Source organism: Tepidimonas aquatica, from assembly GCF_007556585.1.
GTDB lineage: Bacteria > Pseudomonadota > Gammaproteobacteria > Burkholderiales > Burkholderiaceae_C > Tepidimonas > Tepidimonas aquatica.
Map to the genome: position 1 here is coordinate 25,107 of NZ_VJNA01000014.1, position 17,236 is coordinate 42,342.

General features: G+C 66.9%; 17 protein-coding genes. 10 read left to right on the top strand and 7 right to left on the bottom strand.

Annotated features, from left to right (window positions below; genetic code table 11):
* The first annotated feature begins 3 nt into the window (after positions 1-3).
* The 7 genes from Taqua_RS06735 to Taqua_RS06765 all read left to right on the top strand — a co-directional run bounded on the left by Taqua_RS06735 (position 4) and on the right by Taqua_RS06765 (position 8,583).
* Entirely contained in the window at positions 4-948 is a 945-nt protein-coding gene (locus Taqua_RS06735) for a sugar phosphate isomerase/epimerase family protein (protein WP_144325872.1), read from the top strand.
* A gap of 158 nt (positions 949-1,106) precedes the next feature.
* Positions 1,107-2,882, top strand: coding sequence for an acetolactate synthase 3 catalytic subunit (locus tag Taqua_RS06740; protein WP_144325873.1), 1,776 nt, complete (start codon positions 1,107-1,109; stop codon positions 2,880-2,882).
* 132 nt (positions 2,883-3,014) lie between these two features.
* A complete protein-coding gene (ilvN, locus tag Taqua_RS06745; protein WP_132962705.1) occupies positions 3,015-3,506 on the top strand; it encodes an acetolactate synthase small subunit in 492 nt (163 codons plus the stop codon).
* 46 nt (positions 3,507-3,552) lie between these two features.
* Positions 3,553-4,569: a ketol-acid reductoisomerase gene (gene ilvC / locus Taqua_RS06750; protein WP_132962704.1), complete on the top strand. Its 1,017-nt coding sequence runs from the start codon at positions 3,553-3,555 to the stop codon at positions 4,567-4,569.
* A 153-nt stretch (positions 4,570-4,722) separates the two neighbouring features.
* Positions 4,723-5,523, top strand: a complete 801-nt coding sequence (gene pssA / locus Taqua_RS06755) for a CDP-diacylglycerol--serine O-phosphatidyltransferase (RefSeq protein ID WP_144325875.1) — start codon at positions 4,723-4,725, stop codon at positions 5,521-5,523.
* A gap of 249 nt (positions 5,524-5,772) precedes the next feature.
* The gene (locus Taqua_RS06760; RefSeq protein ID WP_144325877.1) at positions 5,773-7,314 is read left to right on the top strand and encodes a 2-isopropylmalate synthase; all 1,542 of its coding nucleotides are present in this window, start codon (positions 5,773-5,775) and stop codon (positions 7,312-7,314) included.
* A 153-nt stretch (positions 7,315-7,467) separates the two neighbouring features.
* Positions 7,468-8,583: a D-alanyl-D-alanine carboxypeptidase family protein gene (locus Taqua_RS06765; RefSeq protein ID WP_425472587.1), complete on the top strand. Its 1,116-nt coding sequence runs from the start codon at positions 7,468-7,470 to the stop codon at positions 8,581-8,583.
* 45 nt (positions 8,584-8,628) lie between these two features.
* Here the strand turns inward: Taqua_RS06765 and Taqua_RS06770 are convergent, their stop codons facing one another.
* The 4 genes from Taqua_RS06770 to nth form a co-directional block, all read right to left on the bottom strand.
* Positions 8,629-9,444 carry an IclR family transcriptional regulator gene (locus Taqua_RS06770; protein WP_144325879.1) on the bottom strand — a complete coding sequence of 272 codons (816 nt, stop codon included), beginning with the start codon at positions 9,442-9,444 and terminating at the stop codon, positions 8,629-8,631.
* A 98-nt stretch (positions 9,445-9,542) separates the two neighbouring features.
* Positions 9,543-10,274: an arginyltransferase gene (locus Taqua_RS06775; protein ID WP_144325881.1), complete on the bottom strand. Its 732-nt coding sequence runs from the start codon at positions 10,272-10,274 to the stop codon at positions 9,543-9,545.
* Complete coding sequence (gene aat, locus Taqua_RS06780; RefSeq protein WP_144325883.1) at positions 10,271-11,050, bottom strand: leucyl/phenylalanyl-tRNA--protein transferase; 780 nt, start codon at positions 11,048-11,050, stop codon at positions 10,271-10,273. Before aat ends, Taqua_RS06775 begins: the two co-directional genes overlap by 4 nt.
* Entirely contained in the window at positions 11,047-11,724 is a 678-nt protein-coding gene (nth, locus tag Taqua_RS06785; protein ID WP_144325960.1) for an endonuclease III, read from the bottom strand. The genes aat and nth overlap by 4 nt, the downstream gene beginning before the upstream one ends.
* A 104-nt stretch (positions 11,725-11,828) precedes the next feature.
* Between nth and Taqua_RS06790 the strand changes: the two genes are divergently transcribed.
* Both Taqua_RS06790 and Taqua_RS13485 read left to right on the top strand, forming a co-directional pair.
* Positions 11,829-13,025 (top strand): aminotransferase-like domain-containing protein, encoded by a 1,197-nt coding sequence (locus Taqua_RS06790; protein ID WP_144325962.1) that lies wholly within the window; start codon positions 11,829-11,831, stop codon positions 13,023-13,025.
* Between the two features lie 58 nt (positions 13,026-13,083).
* A complete protein-coding gene (locus Taqua_RS13485; RefSeq protein ID WP_144325886.1) occupies positions 13,084-13,764 on the top strand; it encodes a hypothetical protein in 681 nt (226 codons plus the stop codon).
* A 20-nt stretch (positions 13,765-13,784) separates the two neighbouring features.
* Here the strand turns inward: Taqua_RS13485 and Taqua_RS06800 are convergent, their stop codons facing one another.
* Positions 13,785-14,363 carry a redoxin family protein gene (locus Taqua_RS06800; RefSeq protein ID WP_185969578.1) on the bottom strand — a complete coding sequence of 193 codons (579 nt, stop codon included), beginning with the start codon at positions 14,361-14,363 and terminating at the stop codon, positions 13,785-13,787.
* Positions 14,364-14,376: 13 nt separating this feature from the next.
* Between Taqua_RS06800 and Taqua_RS06805 the strand changes: the two genes are divergently transcribed.
* Positions 14,377-15,747, top strand: a complete 1,371-nt coding sequence (locus tag Taqua_RS06805; protein WP_144325890.1) for a TrpB-like pyridoxal phosphate-dependent enzyme — start codon at positions 14,377-14,379, stop codon at positions 15,745-15,747.
* A gap of 54 nt (positions 15,748-15,801) precedes the next feature.
* On the opposite strand, the gene serB is transcribed toward Taqua_RS06805, so the two are convergent.
* A complete protein-coding gene (serB, locus tag Taqua_RS06810) occupies positions 15,802-16,518 on the bottom strand; it encodes a phosphoserine phosphatase SerB (protein ID WP_144325892.1) in 717 nt (238 codons plus the stop codon).
* A gap of 52 nt (positions 16,519-16,570) precedes the next feature.
* Positions 16,571-17,215 carry a YitT family protein gene (locus tag Taqua_RS06815; protein ID WP_144325894.1) on the bottom strand — a complete coding sequence of 215 codons (645 nt, stop codon included), beginning with the start codon at positions 17,213-17,215 and terminating at the stop codon, positions 16,571-16,573.
* Positions 17,216-17,236: the final 21 nt, after the last annotated feature.

Consider the following 17,236-nt stretch of genomic DNA (forward strand, 5'->3'; position numbering starts at 1 on the left):
CGCATGGTCACGCTACCGTTGCACGACCCCGGCATCGCCCGCTTTGGCATGGACACCACGACGCTGGCGGGCCCCTTGCAGGCAAAACTGGAGGCCATTGCCGCCGCGGGTTTTTCGCAGGTGATGCTGAAAGCCAGCGACCTCAGTAACCACCCCGATGGCTGGCGCGCCGCTGCGCGGGCGGTGCGTGCCAGTGGCCTGCGCCCGACAGGGCTGCAGGTGCTGCGTGACTTCGAGGGCTTGAGCGGGCACCTGCACCAGTACAAGGTGGGGGTGGCGCAGACCATGTTAGAGATGGCCGCCGAGGCCGGCGCCGACGTGCTGCTGGTGTGCTCGACGACATCCGCCCACGCCAGCGCCGACATTGAGCACTGGGCCCGCGACCTGCGCAAACTGGCCATCATGGCCATTCCTTGGGGTATCCGCATCGCTTACGAAGCGCTGTCGTGGGGGCGGCACGTGCACGAGTTCACCACCGCCTGGGACGTGGTCAGCCGTGCCGACTGTCCCAACCTGGGGTTGGGGCTAGACTCGTACCATATCTTTGCGACCCAGTCCCCGTTGGAGTGGGTGGACGAGCTGGACCCCGAGCGTATTTTTCTCGTGCAGCTGTCGGACTTCATGTGGCAAGAGGTGCGCACGCAGGAAGAGCTTATCAGCACCGCGCGCACGTTTCGCGTCTTTCCCGGCGAGGGGGTGCACAGCGAACAGCTGGCGCAGCTGGTGTTGCGTTTGCACCGTCTGGGCTACCGGGGCGACTACAGTTTCGAGGTCTTCAACGACGACTACCAACAATTGCCGCCCGAGTACGTGGCGGCGCGTGGCCGCCGCTCGGCGCAATGGTTGGCCGAGGATGTTTTACACGTCGACGCGCCCTGGCGTTCACCGTGGCATTGGGCACGCCGCAGCGCGCCGCAGCGCGCCGCAGGCGCCGATTTGATGCCATAATCGCTGCGTCATCACCCATGTCACCCGAAACGGGCCCCGGTCGGCGGTGAAGCTGCCATGGCCGCTGGGTCCTAAGTCCCAAAGCCGCCTCACAAGGGCGCGACTGCCGAGGGGCACCGGAAGTTTTTCGTTAGAGAAACACTGCAAGGTTCAACATCATGAAAATCTCCCAACCCGAACTGGCCAGCGCTGCGGCGGCCGCCCAAACCCACGGCGAAGAGCTGATGGGTGCCGATATCCTGGTGCGTTGCCTGCAAGCCGAAGGCGTCGAATACGTCTGGGGTTACCCCGGCGGAGCGGTGCTGTACATCTACGACGCGCTGTACCGTCAGGAGGGCATCCAGCACATCTTGGTGCGCCACGAGCAAGCCGCCGTGCACGCAGCCGACGGCTACGCGCGCGCCACCGGCAACGTTGGCGTGGCGCTGGTCACCAGCGGCCCTGGGGTCACCAACGCGGTCACCGGCATCGCCACCGCGTACATGGATTCGATCCCGATGGTCATCATCACCGGCAATGTGCCGACGCACGCCATCGGGCAAGATGCCTTCCAGGAGTGCGACACGGTGGGCATCACCCGCCCGATCGTCAAGCACAACTTCTTGGTCAAGGACGTGCGTGACCTGGCGCTGACCGTCAAGAAAGCGTTTCACATCGCGCGCACTGGCCGCCCCGGCCCGGTGGTGGTGGACATCCCCAAGGACGTGTCGTTCAAAAAGACGCTCTTCACCGGCTACCCGGAGTCGGTCACGATGCGCTCGTACAACCCCGTGCGCAAGGGCCACGGCGGACAGATCCGCAAAGCGCTGCAACTGCTGCTGGGCGCCAAGCGCCCCTACATTTACACCGGCGGCGGTGTGATCCTTGGTAACGCCGTGGCTGAGCTGCGCGAGCTGGTCGACCTGCTCAACTACCCGGTGACCAACACGCTGATGGGTCTGGGGGCGTTCCCGGCCTCCGACCGGCGCTTCCTCGGCATGCTGGGCATGCATGGCACTTACGAGGCCAACAACGCCATGCAGCATTGCGACGTGCTGCTGGCGGTGGGGGCGCGCTTTGACGACCGTGTCATCGGCAACCCCAAGCACTTCGCCCAGGTCGAGCGCAAGATCATCCACATCGACATCGACCCGTCGAGCATTTCCAAGCGCGTCAAGGTGGATGTGCCGATCGTCGGCGACGTCAAAGAGGTCTTGACCGAGTTGATCGCGATGCTGCGCGAGGCGGGGCGCCGCCCCGACGAGCGCGCGCTGGCCGAGTGGTGGGCCACGATCGAAGGCTGGCGCGCGCGCGACTGCCTGCGCTACGACCGCGACAACACCGAGGTCATCAAGCCGCAGTACGTCATCGAAACGCTGTGGAAGATGACCAAGGACGACGACGTCTACATCACCTCCGACGTCGGCCAGCACCAGATGTGGGCGGCGCAGTTTTACCGCTTCGACCAGCCGCGGCGCTGGATCAACTCCGGTGGCCTGGGTACGATGGGTGTTGGCATCCCGTACGCGATGGGCATCAAGATGGCGCGGCCGCAATCGGAGGTGTTTTGCGTCACCGGCGAAGGCTCGGTGCAGATGTGCATCCAGGAGCTGTCCACCTGCCTGCAGTACAACACCCCGATCAAGATTCTGTCGCTCAACAACCGCTACCTAGGCATGGTGCGGCAGTGGCAGGAGATCGAGTACTCGGGTCGCTACAGCCACTCGTACATGGACGCGCTGCCGAACTTCGTCAAGTTGGCCGAAGCCTATGGGCACGTGGGCCTGCTGGTGGAGCGGCCGCAGGACGTGGAGCCGGCGCTGCGCGAGGCGCGCAAGCTCAAAGACCGCACGGTGTTCATCGACTTCCGCACCGACCCGACCGAAAACGTCTGGCCGATGGTGCAAGCCGGCAAGGGCATCACCGAGATGCTGCTGGGCAGCGAAGACCTGTGATGCCCGCGGCCACCCCCGCGGCGCTGTACGGCGTGGCCGGGGCGGCCGGATCATCGCGAGGAATCTATTGCCCGCCAAGCCGTGGCCTTACCGGGCCACGGGGAGGGCGGGCGAAAAGAGGAATCCCACACCATGAAACACATCATCGCCGTTTTGCTGGAAAACGAGGCCGGGGCGCTGTCGCGCGTGGTCGGGTTGTTCTCGGCGCGCGGCTACAACATCGAGTCGTTGACCGTGGCCCCCACCGAGGATCCGTCGCTGTCGCGCATGACGATCCTGACCACCGGGTCGGACGACGTCATCGAGCAAATCACCAAGCACCTCAACCGCCTCATCGAAGTGGTCAAGGTCGTCGACCTGACCGAGGGCGCCTACACCGAGCGCGAGCTGATGCTGGTCAAGGTGCGCGCGGTAGGCAAGGAGCGCGAGGAGATGAAGCGCATGGCCGACATCTTCCGCGGCCGCATCATCGACGTCACCGACAAGAGCTACACCATCGAAATCACCGGCGACCAGAGCAAGTGCGACGCCTTCTTGCAGGCCATCGACCGCAGCGCGATCCTGGAGACCGTGCGCACCGGCGCCTGCGGCATCGGCCGTGGCGAGCGCATTTTGCGCGTCTGACGCCGGCGGCCAACGTTTTTCCACCCCGAACCCAAGGACCGAACCGATGAAAGTCTATTACGACAAGGATTGTGACCTCAGCCTGATCAAGGGCAAGACGGTGGCCATCGTGGGCTACGGCAGCCAGGGCCATGCGCACGCGCAAAACCTGAACGACAGCGGCGTCAAGGTGATCGTGGGGGTGCGCAAAGGGGGGCCGTCGTGGGCCAAGGCCGAAAAAGCCGGCCTGACCGTGATGGAGGTGGCCGACGCCGTGCGCGCCGCCGACGTCGTGATGATCCTGTTGCCCGACGAGCAAATCGCCGACGTCTACCGCACCCAGGTCGAGCCCAACATCCGTCAAGGCGCGTCGCTGGCGTTTGCGCACGGCTTCAACGTGCACTACAACCAGGTTGTGCCGCGTGACGATCTGGACGTGTGGATGGTGGCGCCCAAGGCGCCGGGCCACACCGTGCGCAGCACCTACCTGCAAGGCGGCGGCGTGCCGCACCTGGTGGCGGTGCACCAGGACCGCAGCGGCAAGGCGCGTGACCTGGCGCTGTCGTACGCGATGGCCAACGGTGGCGGCAAAGCCGGCATCATCGAGACGACCTTCAAGGAAGAAACCGAGACCGACCTCTTTGGCGAACAGGCCGTGCTGTGCGGCGGTGCCGTGGAGCTGGTCAAAGCCGGCTTCGAGACCCTGGTCGAAGCCGGTTACTCGCCCGAGATGGCGTACTTCGAGTGCCTGCACGAGCTCAAGCTGATCGTGGACCTCATGTACGAGGGCGGCATCGCCAACATGAACTACTCGATCTCCAACAACGCGGAGTTTGGCGAGTACGTGACCGGCCCCGAGGTCATCAACGAAGCGTCGCGCGAAGCGATGAAACGGGCGCTGCAGCGCATCCAAAACGGCGACTATGCCAAGATGTTCATCCTGGAGGGGCGCACCGGCTACCCCAGCATGACGGCGCGGCGCCGCAACCTGGCCGCGCACCCCATTGAGCAGGTGGGGGCCAAGCTGCGCGCGATGATGCCCTGGATCGCCAAGAACAAACTGGTCGACCAGTCGCGCAACTAACACGCCCGCGCCTCCCGTGCCCGCAGCCGTCACCCGGGGATCGGGGGACGCTGCGGGCTTGGCGCTACACTGCGGGCTGCGGCGGGCCGCACGCCACGGTCGGCCGCGCCGGCGCCGCTGCCATCGACGGCGCCGCCCCGTGGCAACGACACCATGCTCGAACCTTCCACCGACACCCCTGTGATCGATCGCCGCCGCCCCAAGGGCATTTATGTGCTGCCCAACATGGTGACGCTGGCGGCGCTGTTTGGCGGCTTTTACGCCATCGTCATGGCGATGAACGGCCGCTACGACCTGGCCACGACGGGCATTTTCGTGGCGATGGTGCTGGACAGCCTGGACGGCCGCATTGCCCGCCTGACCAACACGCAAAGTGCCTTCGGCGAGCAAATGGACTCGCTGTCGGACATGGTCTCGTTTGGCGCAGCGCCGGCTTTGGTGGCCTACGAATGGGCGCTGCGCGACCTAGGCCGCTGGGGCTGGATCGCGGCCTTTGTCTATTGCGCCTGCGCGGCGCTGCGGCTGGCGCGCTTCAACGTCAACACGCACGTGGTGGACAAGCGCTACTTCCAAGGGTTGCCGTCGCCGGCGGCGGCGGCGCTGGTGGCCGGTTTTATCTGGCTGGCCACCGACGCCGGCCACGACGGGCAGGGGCTGCAATGGGTGCTGTTCGTGCTGACGTTGTACGCCGGGCTGACGATGGTGACCAACGTGCCCTTTTACAGCTTCAAGGACCTCAGCCTGAAAAAAAGCGTGCCGTTTGCCACGCTGGTGCTGGTGGCGCTGGGCATCGCGGTCATCAACATCCACCCGCCGACGGTGCTGTTTGCGCTGTTCGTGCTTTACGGGCTGTCGGGGTATGTGGTGTACGCGGTGCGCAAGTCCAAGGGCAAGCCCGTCAGCGTGCTGTCCACCTCGACCGACGAGCCCGATGAGCGTGGCCTGCACGAGTGAATAGCGCCGCGCGATGAACGTGATAGCCTGCGCGATGGCGACACGCTGGACCTTGCTGTGGTACATTGCATGCCATGGTCCACGCCGTGACGTTGCTGCTGCTAGCCCTGCCCGCCTGCGGGCAGGTGGCCTGACGCGCACGCGCACCCCGACCACCCACGGCCCGCTGCTCACCGCTGCGGGCCGTTTGTTTTGGTGGTTCGGCAGCGACCAGCGGGATTGAGTATTGAACGATCCGGAGCCCGAGCCATGAGCGACAAACTGATCATTTTCGACACTACGTTGCGTGACGGCGAGCAATCGCCCGGCGCCTCGATGACCAAAGAAGAAAAGCTGCGCATCGCGCGCCAGTTGGAGCGGCTGCGGGTCGACGTCATCGAGGCGGGTTTTGCCGCCAGCTCCAACGGGGATTTCGAAGCCGTCAAGGCCATCGCCGACACCATCAAGGACTCCACCGTGTGTTCGCTGGCGCGTGCCAACGACCGCGACATCGCCCGGGCGGCCGAAGCGCTCAAAGGCGCCAAGCGGGCGCGCATCCACACGTTCATCGCCACCAGCCCGCTGCACATGGAGAAAAAGCTGCGCATGACGCCGGACCAGGTGTACGAGCAGGCGCGGCTGGCGGTGCGCTTTGCGCGCAACCTGTGCCCCGACGTCGAGTTCAGCCCCGAAGATGGCTACCGCAGTGACATCGACTTTTTGTGTCGCGTGCTGGAAGCGGTGATCGACGAGGGCGCCACCACCATCAACATCCCCGACACCGTCGGCTACGCGATCCCCGAGCTGTACGGCAACTTCATCCGCACGCTGCGCGAAAAAATCCCCAATTCCGACAAAGCGGTGTGGAGCGTGCACTGCCACAACGACCTGGGCATGGCGGTGGCCAACTCGCTGGCCGGGGTCAAGATCGGGGGGGCGCGGCAGGTCGAGTGCACGATCAACGGCCTGGGCGAGCGTGCCGGCAACTGCGCGCTGGAAGAGGTGGTGATGGCTGTCAAGACGCGGCGCGACTACTTTGGGCTGGAGGTCGGCATCGACACCACGCAAATCGTGCCGGCCAGCCGGCTGGTGAGCCAGACCACCGGCTTTGTCGTGCAGCCCAACAAGGCCGTCGTCGGTGCCAACGCGTTCGCTCACGCCAGCGGCATTCACCAAGACGGCGTGCTCAAAGCGCGTGACACCTACGAAATCATGCGCGCCGAGGATGTCGGCTGGAGCACCAACAAAATCGTGCTGGGCAAGCTCTCAGGCCGCAACGCCTTTAAGCAGCGTCTGCAGGAGCTCGGCATCGAGATGGAGTCGGAGTCGGAGCTCAACGCGGCGTTTGCCAAGTTCAAGGAGCTGGCCGACCGCAAGGCCGAGATTTTCGACGAAGACATCATCGCGCTGGTGGGGGATGAGAGCGTCACGCCCGAAAAAGAGCGCTACGCCCTGGTGTCGCTGGCGCAGCAATCCGAAACCGGCGAGCGTCCCCACGCGCGCGTGGTTTTCACGATCGACGGCAAGGAGTATGTCGGCGAGGCCGATGGCAACGGCCCGGTGGACGCTAGCATCAAGGCCATCGAGTCGCACGTGCAAAGCGGTGCCGAGCTGTTGTTGTATTCGGTCAACGCCATCACCAGCGGCTCCACCGAATCGCAGGGGGAGGTGACCATCCGCCTGCAGCACGGTGGCCGTGTGGTCAACGGCGTTGGAGCCGACCCCGACATCGTGGTGGCCTCGGCCAAGGCCTACCTGTCGGCGCTGACCAAACTGCATAGCCAGGTGGAACGCGTCGCCGCCCAGGGGTGAGCGGATACCCGGCTGGGTATGAAAAGGCCGCGCGGTGTGGCCTTTGTTGTTTTCCGGCTTCAAAAAAGGGCGTCAAACGATTGACGTGCTGAGCGTTTTGGTTGCTTTGAGGCGTATACTGGCCGCTTGTTGACGACACCCGAGGACGTGCCGATGAAACGGATGCTGTCGTTGCGCTTGCGCGCTGTGCTGGGCGCGCTGCTGGTGGGCATGGCCGTGCTGCCGGCGGCGCCCGAGGCGGGCGCGGCCACCCGCAAAAAGGCCACGGTGGTCAAACCAGTCAAACAACAAGCGACGGTCAAGAAAAAGGCGCTGGCGCCGACGGCGCGCGCGCCCAAAGCCGCCCTGCTGCCGTCCTCCAGCCGTTCGCGCGCAGGTCGCGTTGAGGCTGGCGCGCGTGGGGCAGGTGGCGGCACGCGAGCGCTGGCGCTGGCTGGCGTGGCTGCGGGTGGGGCGGCCCTGGCCCAGGCGCACGACGATGCGCCGGGCGTGGATGGCCTGCGCCTGCACTCCAACGCCGTGCTGGTGATGGATGTCGACACCCAAGCGGTGCTGCTGAGCAAAAACGATGACGCGGTGCTGCCGATCGCGTCGATCACCAAGCTGATGACAGCGCTGGTGGTGGTGGATGCTGGTCTGCCGATGGACGAGGTGCTGACGATCACCGAGGACGACGTGGACCGCCTCAAGGGCAGCGGCTCGCGGCTGGCCGTCGGCACCCGTCTGACGCGTGCCGAGGCGCTGCACCTGGCCCTGATGGCCAGCGAAAACCGGGCCGCGCACGCCTTGGGGCGCACCTACCCCGGCGGGGTGGGCGCGTTTGTGGCGGCGATGAACAACAAGGCAGCTGAGCTGGGCCTGACCCAAACGCGCTTTGTCGAACCGACGGGGTTGTCCAGTGACAACCGTTCCAGCTTGCGGGACCTGGCGCGGTTGGTGGCGCAGGCATCGGCACGGCCGGCCCTGCGCCAATGGACCACGTCGCCCGAGTACGAGCTGGCCGCTGGCCGCCGTGTGCTCCACTACCGCAACAGCAACAAGCTGGTGCGCGAAAGCGACTGGGATATCCTGCTGCAAAAGACCGGCTACATCCGCGAAGCCGGGCGTTGCGTGGCGATGCAGGTGCGGCTGGCCGGACGCGACATCATCATGGTGTTGATGAACGCCGGCAATTCCGCAGCGCGCTGGGCCGATGCCGAGCAGTTGCTGCGCTGGCTCGAAAGGTCATTGCCCCGCCACCATGCCGGTGGTGGTGCGCCTCGTTCGTGAGGGCTGTGCACCGAGCGGCGAGCCGCCGCCGCATCGGTACCTCCATCAGCGGCCAGCAGTGGCGGGGGGCGTGCCGCGGTAGCCCAGTGCGGCGCTGATGCGCGCGGCGGTGGCCTGCAGTTTGGCGATCCACCCTTCGTCGATGCGGTCGGCTGGTGCGGAGATCGACAAGCCGGCCACCAGCTGGCCCTGGTCGTCGTAGATGCCGGCGGCCATGCAGCGCACGCCGAGCTCCAGCTCTTCGTTGTCGCGCGCCACGCCCAGGCGACGGCACTGCGCCAGCTCTTTTTCCAGTGCGGCCAGTTGGGTGATGCTGTTGGGGGTGTTGCCGGCCAGGCCGGTGCGGGTGGCGTAGGCGCGCAGCCGCTCGGGATCCTCTTGCGCCAAAAAGAGCTTGCCGACCGACGTCAGATGCAACGGTGCGCGCCCGCCGATGGCACGCACCACCTGCATGCCGGAGCGCTCGCTGTAGGCGCGCTCAATGTAGACGATTTCGTCGCCCTGCCGCACCGAGAGGTTGACCGGTTGGCGGATCTGCCGGTGCAGCTCGCGCATCGGCCCCAGTGCCGCTTCGCGCACATCGAGCCGGGCTTTGACGAGGTTGCCCAGCTCCAGCAGCCGCAGACCCAAACGGTACACGCCCGGCTCGGGCCGCTCGACGAAGCGGCCGATGGCCAGGTCGCTGAGGATGCGATGGGCGGTAGAGGGGTGCAGGCCGGCCTCGTCGGCCAGCGTTTTGAGGGGCACCGGCTCGTCGTGGCGGGCCAAGGCATCCAGCAACACAAATGCGCGCTGCAGCACCTGTACGCTGGGCTGCGCGGCTTCGGACTTGCTCGGGGGAGACGCGGAAAGACGCTTCACGCCATCATTTTACAAGGTGAAATGACGTTGCGCTGCACGTCGCGGCGCAGCCGGGCCGGCCGGATCCCGACACCGGCGTCGTCGCCCCATCGACGTCGTCAGTCAACCGTTTGCCAGCGGCCGTTGAGCAGCAGCTCGTGCGGGCGAAAGCGTGCTTTGTAGGCCATTTTGGGGCTGGCTTCGATCCAGTAGCCCAGGTACACGTACGGCAGTTGCAGCTCGCGCGCCTGATCGATTTGCCACAGCACCGCGTAAGTGCCCAGCGAGCCGGGCCAGTTAGGCTCGTAAAAGGTGTAGACGGCCGACAGGCCGTCGTCCAGGATGTCGATCAGCGCCACCATCACCAGCCGCTCGCCCTGGTCGGCGGGGGTGCGGAACTCCACCAGCCGGGAGTTGACGTGGCTTTGCAGCAGAAACTGGCTGTACTGTTCGACGTTGTCGTGGTCCATGCCGCCGCCCGGGTGGCGCAGCCGCTGGTAGCGCAGGTACAGCGCGTAATGTTCGGGCGAATAACCCAGCCGCATGACCCGGACGTTGAGGTCGGCGTGCTGGCGCCACACCCGCCGCTGCGTGCGGTTGGGCCGAAAGTCGGTGGCGCGCACACGCAACGGCACGCAGGCATGGCAGCCGTCACAGTACGGGCGGTAGGTGAACAGGCCACTGCGCCGAAACCCTGCCGCCACCAGCCGGGCGTAGGTCTCACCCTGGATCAGGTGGCTGGGGGTGGCCACCTGCGAGCGCGCCTGCCGGTCCGGCAGGTAGCTGCAGGGGTAGGGGGCCGTGGCGTAGAACTGCACGGCCGCCAGGGGGAGTTCATGCAAGCGGGTCACGGCACGGTGGGGGTGGCAAGGTCCAACGGGGCCTGCGGCCACAGCTGGTTCCAGTATAGGGGGTCGAAGCACCACCGCGGTGCCGGCGCGTCGATGGCCTGTTGCAGCATCTGGACAAATTGGCGGCGTGGCAGAGGCGCGGCACCCAGCGAGGCCAGGTGTCGCGTTTGCTGCTGGCAGTCGATCAACGCCACACCCCAGGCACGGCAGGCCGCCACCAACGCCGCCAGGGCCATCTTGGAGGCATCGCGGCGATGCGTGAACATCGACTCGCCAAACACCGCCCGCCCCAGGTTGACCAGGTACAAACCGCCGACGAGCTCGCCGTCCCACCAGGCTTCGACGCTGTGCGCATGGCCAGCCCGGTGCAGCGCGCGGTAAGCAGCCTGCATGTCCGGCACGATCCAGGTGCCGTCTTGGCCCGGGCGGGGCGTACTGGCACAGGCGGCGATGACGGCGTCGAAGGCGCTGTCGATGCGCACCTGCAGCTGACCGCGCCGCAGGGCGGCGCGCAAGGCCTTGCGCAGCGAGTCGTGCAGGCGAAACGCCTGCGGCAGCAACACCATGCGCGGGTCGGGGCTCCACCACAGGATCGGCTGCTCCGGCCCGTACCAAGGGAAGATACCTTGGCGGTAGGCTGCCACCAGGGTCGGCACATCCAGCGCGCCCCCCGCGGCCAGCAGGCCCGGAATCGGGTCGTGCGCCCCCCAGGCGCGCTCGACCGGTGGGAACGGCGCCCCCGGCTCCAACCAGGGCAGGGTGGGTGAGCGGGTCATGGCCGCAAGGGGGCGCCGCGCGCGGCGGAGCTGGCCTTGGGCTGGGTGGCTGCTTGGGCGTGTTCGCACCACGAGCGCACGACGCAGCGCCCGCAGTGGGGCGTGCGCGCCGTGCAGGTGTAGCGCCCGTGCAGGATCAGCCAATGGTGCGCATCGCGTGCGTAGCGCTCGGGCACGCGCCGCAGCAGGGCTTGCTCCACCTGCAACGGCGTTTTGCCGGGTGCCAGCCCGGTGCGGTTGGCCACGCGAAAGATGTGCGTGTCCACGGCCATCGTCGGCTCGCCAAAGGCGACGTTGAGCACGACGTTGGCTGTTTTGCGGCCTACGCCGGGCAGCGCCTGCAGCGCCGCGCGGTCGCGCGGCACTTGGCCACCGTGCTGTTGCAGCAAGCGCTGGCAGGTCTGCAGCAGGTGGCGGGCTTTGCTGCGGTACAGGCCGATGGTGCGGATGTGCGCCTCCAAGCCCTGCTGCCCCAACGCAAGAATGGCCTGCGGCGTGTTGGCCACGGCAAACAGCCGCCGTGTCGCTTGGTTGACGCTGCGGTCGGTGGCTTGGGCGCTCAGCAGCACCGCCACCAACAGCTCGAACACGCTCGTATACTCAAGTTCGGTTTGTGGCGCGGGGCGCTCGGCCTGCAAGGCCGCAAAAAACGCTTCGATGTCACGAGGTTTCATCACCATGGTGGGGTGGCCCGTCGGCTTGGGTGCGCAGGCGGGGCGGCACGGCCCTGCCGATTGCCAAAGGATACGCTATGTCGGATGCTGCGGCACCGTCGTCGGTGCGTTTTGCTGATCGCCTGGCCAACGTCGAGACGTCGGCCATTCGCGAGCTGTTCAAACTGCTGGGCAAACCCGGCATCATCAGTTTTGCCGGCGGGTTCCCTGACGCGGCGCTGTTCGATGTGGACGGCATCCGCGAGGCGTCGCTGGCCGCGCTGGCTACCAACCCAGGGGCGGCACTGCAGTACGGCGCCACCGAGGGCTTTGACCCGCTGCGCGAGCAGCTGGCGGCGTTCATGGCCGTCAAGGGCGTGACCGAGCTGTCCCCCGCCGACCTGATCGTGACCACCGGCAGCCAGCAGGCGTTGGACCTGATCGGCAAAACGCTGATCTCGCCGGGCGACAAGGTCATCGTCGAGGGGCCGACGTTTTTGGCCACGATCCAGTGCTTCAAGCTGTACGGGGCCGAGCTGATCACGGTGCCGGTGGACGGGCAGGGCGCGGACGTGGACGCCTTGGAGCGCCAGATCGAGCAGCACCGGCCCAAGCTCGTGTACCTGATCCCGGCCTTTGGCAACCCCAGTGGGGCCACGATGTCGCTGCAGCGCCGCCGGCGTGTGCTGGAGCTGGCCGCGCGCACCCACACGCTGGTGGTGGAAGACGACCCCTACGGTGACCTGTACTTCGATCAGCCACCGCCGCCCAGCCTGCTGGCACTGAGCGCCCAGGTGCCCGGCAGCCGCGCCTGCCTGGTGCACTGCGGCAGCTTGAGCAAGGTGCTGTCGCCGGGCTTGCGCATCGGCTGGATGGTGGCGCCACCGGCGTTGCTGGCCAAGGCCACGATGTGCAAGCAGTTCAGCGATGCGCACACCAGCACGTTGGCGCAGGCTATCGCCGCGCAGTACCTGGCCGCCGGGCGCATGCCGGCGACGCTGGCGCGCGTGCGCAGCATTTACGCCCGCCGCGCCCAGGCCATGGTGCAGGCGCTGCGCCAGACGCTGGGGGACACCATCGACTTCGTGCCGCCGCAGGGTGGGCTGTTCGTTTGGGCGCGGCTGACCGGCGCCGGTGGCGCGTGCCACGACGGCGGCGTGTTGGCCCAGCGGGCCATCGAGCGCGGCGTGGCCTTCGTGCCGGGCGCGCCGTTCTTCGCCCGCCAGCCCGACCACGCCACGTTGCGCCTGAGTTTTGCCACGGTGGACGAAGACCGCATCCGCGAAGGCGTGCAGCGCCTAAGGGCGGCGTTGGGCACGTAGGGGGGCGCCTACCTCCGACTGCGCGGCCACGCAACAAGAGCAAACAAGGGAGGGCCTTGTGCTCAAACTCGAGCAGATTCAAAAAAAAAGCGCAGACCTCTCGGGTGTGGAACCAGGGCAGGTGGTGCGTATCGTCGGCACCGAGCCTGCGAGTAGCGACTCCCTGACCGTCTACTACAAAACCGCTGACGGTACGCTGCGCGAGCGTATGCTCTTTCGCACCGACGAGGCGAACCTGTCGCTGGCCGAAGTGGGTCGCCCCTGGGCCTTCGATGCCCCTGGCGAGGAATTCAAGCTCGCCGCCGAGGCCTACCGCATCAACCTGGCCCACCTGTTCGATCCGATGATGGCGGTGCACACGTCGAACGTGGAGCCGCTGCCCTCTGAGGCCGGCGGCGATGCGGCCACGACGACCGTTCCCGCCGGTGGCGGCACGCCCTGTGTGGAGGATTCGGCTAAGGGTGGCTATGCCTCAGGCGGCGTCACTGTGGGGCAGGCGGTCAAGAAGCAGTTCTACGGCAGCATCGAGCTCGACCCGATTCTCGCTAAGAAACAGTTCGCCGATCTGGTCGACGAGGTCGTCCAGCAGTTCACCATGCGCCCTGGCGTGAAGGTCAAGATCGCCATCGAGATCCAGGCCGAGTCAGCCACCGGTTTCGACGATGGACTGCAGCGTGCGGTGAAGGAGAACTGCAACGTGCTGAAGTTCAAGAACGCTGAGTTCGAGCCGGGCGAGTGACCGTTTGGGGTTGGGGGCGGTTACGCGGGTGACAATAAATTGACCGCGATGCGCCAGCGCATCCCCCAGCCGGTGGTGTAGCCGACGGTGACGTGGCGCAGGCGGCCGTCGGCTTGCAGGACCGCGAAGACCGGCACCGAGCGCCAGCCGTGCGCCGTAGCGAGGCGCCCGTCGGGGTCCAGGATAGTGACCCAGGGCAGGCCACGCTGGCGTAGATGGGCGCGCACGGCGCGGGCGTCGCCGCTGCGGGTGGCCACGGTGATGACCGGGTGGTCACGCGCCAGTGCCGTGACGTTGCTCTCTTCCAGTCGGCAGATGCTGCACCACGTCGCCCACACGTGCAGCGCCACCGGCGCATCCGCCGGCACGCCCAGGCGCTCGCGCAGCTGGTCCAGGGTGCCGCGGTGCTGGGTGCCGTCGGGCAGCAGCCAGTCGACCGTGCCGCTGTCCACCCAGCGCGGGGGCGTGTCACGGGTCAGCCATGCCTGCACCCCCAGGAAAACCCCAACGGCCAGGGTCAGGGTCAGTACAGTTTCGCGCAGAAAATGCTGCCAACGATGCCTGCCGCTTGGTGCGCTGTTGTGTTGATCTTCACCCATGGAGCCGCTGCCGATGACTACGCCTACCAAATACCTGCTGCAAGAAAGCCAGATGCCCAAGTTCTGGTACAACATCGCGGCCGACCTGCCGAAGGCACCGCCGCCGGTGCTGCACCCGGGGACGTTGCAGCCGGTCGGGCCGGACGATCTGGCGCCGCTGTTTCCGATGGAGCTTATTCTGCAGGAGGTCAGCACCGAGCGCGAGATCGAAATCCCGGAGCCGGTGCGCGAGATTTACCGCCTGTGGCGCCCGAGTCCGCTGTTTCGCGCGCACCGGCTGGAAAAGGCGCTGGGTACGCCCGCCAAGATTTTTTATAAGTACGAAGGCGTCAGCCCCGCCGGCAGCCACAAGCCCAACACCGCGGTGCCGCAGGCGTTTTACAACGCGCAGGCCGGCACCAAGCGGCTGACCACCGAAACCGGCGCAGGGCAGTGGGGTACGTCGCTGTCGTTTGCGGGGCAGCTGTTCGGGCTGGAGGTGCTGGTGTTCCAGGTGCGTGTCAGCTACGACCAAAAGCCGTACCGCCGCGCGGTCATGGAGACCTATGGCGCGCGTTGCCTGCCGTCCCCGTCGTCCGAAACGGAATACGGCCGCCGCGTGCTGGCGCAGCGACCGGACCACCCGGGCAGCCTGGGCATTGCCATCTCGGAGGCGGTGGAGCTGGCCGCGCAGCGCGACGACACCAAGTACGCGCTGGGGTCGGTGCTCAACCACGTGCTGCTGCACCAGACGGTCATTGGGCTGGAAGCGATGGAGCAGCTGCAAATGGCCGATGCGTGGCCGGACGTGATCGTCGGCGCCACCGGTGGTGGCAGCAACTTCGCCGGCATCGCGTTTCCGTTCATCGGGCACGCGCTGCGCGGCGGCGCGCGCCCGCGCGTGGTGGCGGTGGAGCCGGCGGCATGCCCGTCGTTGACCCGGGGCCGCTACGCCTACGACTTTGGCGACACGGCGCACCTGACGCCGCTGACCAAGATGCACACGCTGGGTTCGACGTTCACGCCGCCACCGTTCCACGCCGGCGGCCTGCGCTACCACGGCATGGCGCCGCTGGTGTCGCACCTCAAGGAGCTGGGCTTGATCGAGGCGGTGGCGTACACGCAGACGCAGTGCTTCGAGGCTGGTGTGCTGTTTGCGCGCAGCGAAGGCATCGTGCCGGCGCCGGAGGCCAACCACGCCGTCAAGGGCGCCATCGAGGAGGCCCTGCGCTGCAAGCGCGAGGGCAAGAGCGAAACGATCCTGTTCAACCTGTGCGGCCACGGCCACTTTGACATGGCGGCCTACCAGAAGTACTTTGCCGGCGAGCTGAAAGACGAGACCTACGACGAGCGCGAGCTGGCGATGGCGCTGGCCGGTCTGCCCAGCGTGCCGGAGCCGGCCTGAGTCACACCGACCCGCTGGCGGCGCGCAACACAGCGGGCGCGCCGGTCGCGCGCTTCAGGGCCGCACCACCTCCAGCAAGCGGTCCAGACCGCCCATGTCGATGGCGACGTTGGCCTGCTGGCGCACCTTGGGCTTGGCGCGGTAGGCCACCGACAGGCCGGCGGTGGCCATCATCTCCAGGTCGTTGGCGCCATCGCCCATGGCGATGGCTTGCTCGGGCGCGCAGCCGATCAGGTCGCACGCCTGCAGCAGGGTGCGACGCTTTTCGGCGCCGTCGCAGATGTCGCCCCAGTGTTGGTCGAGCAACCGGCCGGTGAGCCGCCCGTCCACGATTTCCAGCCGGTTGCTGCGCGCAAAGTCCAGCGCCAGCCGCTCGCGCAGCCGGTCGGTAAAGAACGTGAACCCGCCGCTGACCAGCAGCACCTTCAGCCCCGCAGCCTTGCACGCCAGCACCAGCTCGGCCGCGCCGGGGTTGAGTTTGAGGCGCTGGCGGTAGACGTCCTCCAAGTGCTGCACCGGCACGCCCGCCAGCAGCGCCACGCGGCGGCGCAGGCTTTCCTTGTAGTCGGCGATTTCGCCGCGCATGGCGGCTTCGGTGATGGCGGCCACTTCGGCCTTGCGGCCCGCGGCGTCGGCGATTTCGTCCACGCATTCGATGTTGATCAGCGTGGAGTCCATGTCGAACGCGATCAGCTTGAAGTCGCGCAGGCGCAGCGGCGGCGTGAAACCCCGAACGGTCAGACCGGGGGCGATTTCGATCGGCTGGGTCATGGTGGTGGATTATCGCGAGCGGCGGTGTGGGTCAGGGCAGGTGGCGCGTGGGTCAATACGCCACGTACCGCCCCGGTTTGTGGTTGATCGCCAGGGTCAGGTTCATCACGGCGGCGGCCAGCACCGACAGCGCCAGCCGCGGCGGATCCACCCACGGCAACGCCGCCAGCAAAATGCCGGCGTCGATGACCAGTTGCGTCACCCCGGCCCGCCAGCCCAGGCGCTCTTGCAGCCACAGCACCAGCGTGTTGAACCCACCCAGACTGGCACGGTGGCGAAACAGGATGATGAAGCCCACCCCGATCAGCAGCCCACCGCCAACCGCGGCAAACAACGGGTTCAGATGCTGCAGCCCGATCCAGTGCGGCATCGCTTCGGTGAAGGTGGCCAACAGCGCCACGGCCAGGATGGTCTTGAGCGTGAACGCCGCCCCCATGCGCACCCAAGCCAGCGCGTAAAACGGCAGGTTGATGGCAAACACCAGCGCCCCAAAGGGCCAGCCGGTGGCGTAGTGCGCCACGAACGCCAGGCCCACGGTGCCGCCGGTGACAAACCCGGCGTGTTTGAGCAGCACCAGGCCCAGCGCGACGATCAGCGTACCCGTCAGCAGCGCCTGGGCGTCGTCGAACCAGGTGTGGCGTGGCGCGGTCAGCGCCGTGTCGGGCTGTTCGTGGGCAGCGCAGGTGGGGGTGCTCATGGCGTCAGGCAGACATGCGGT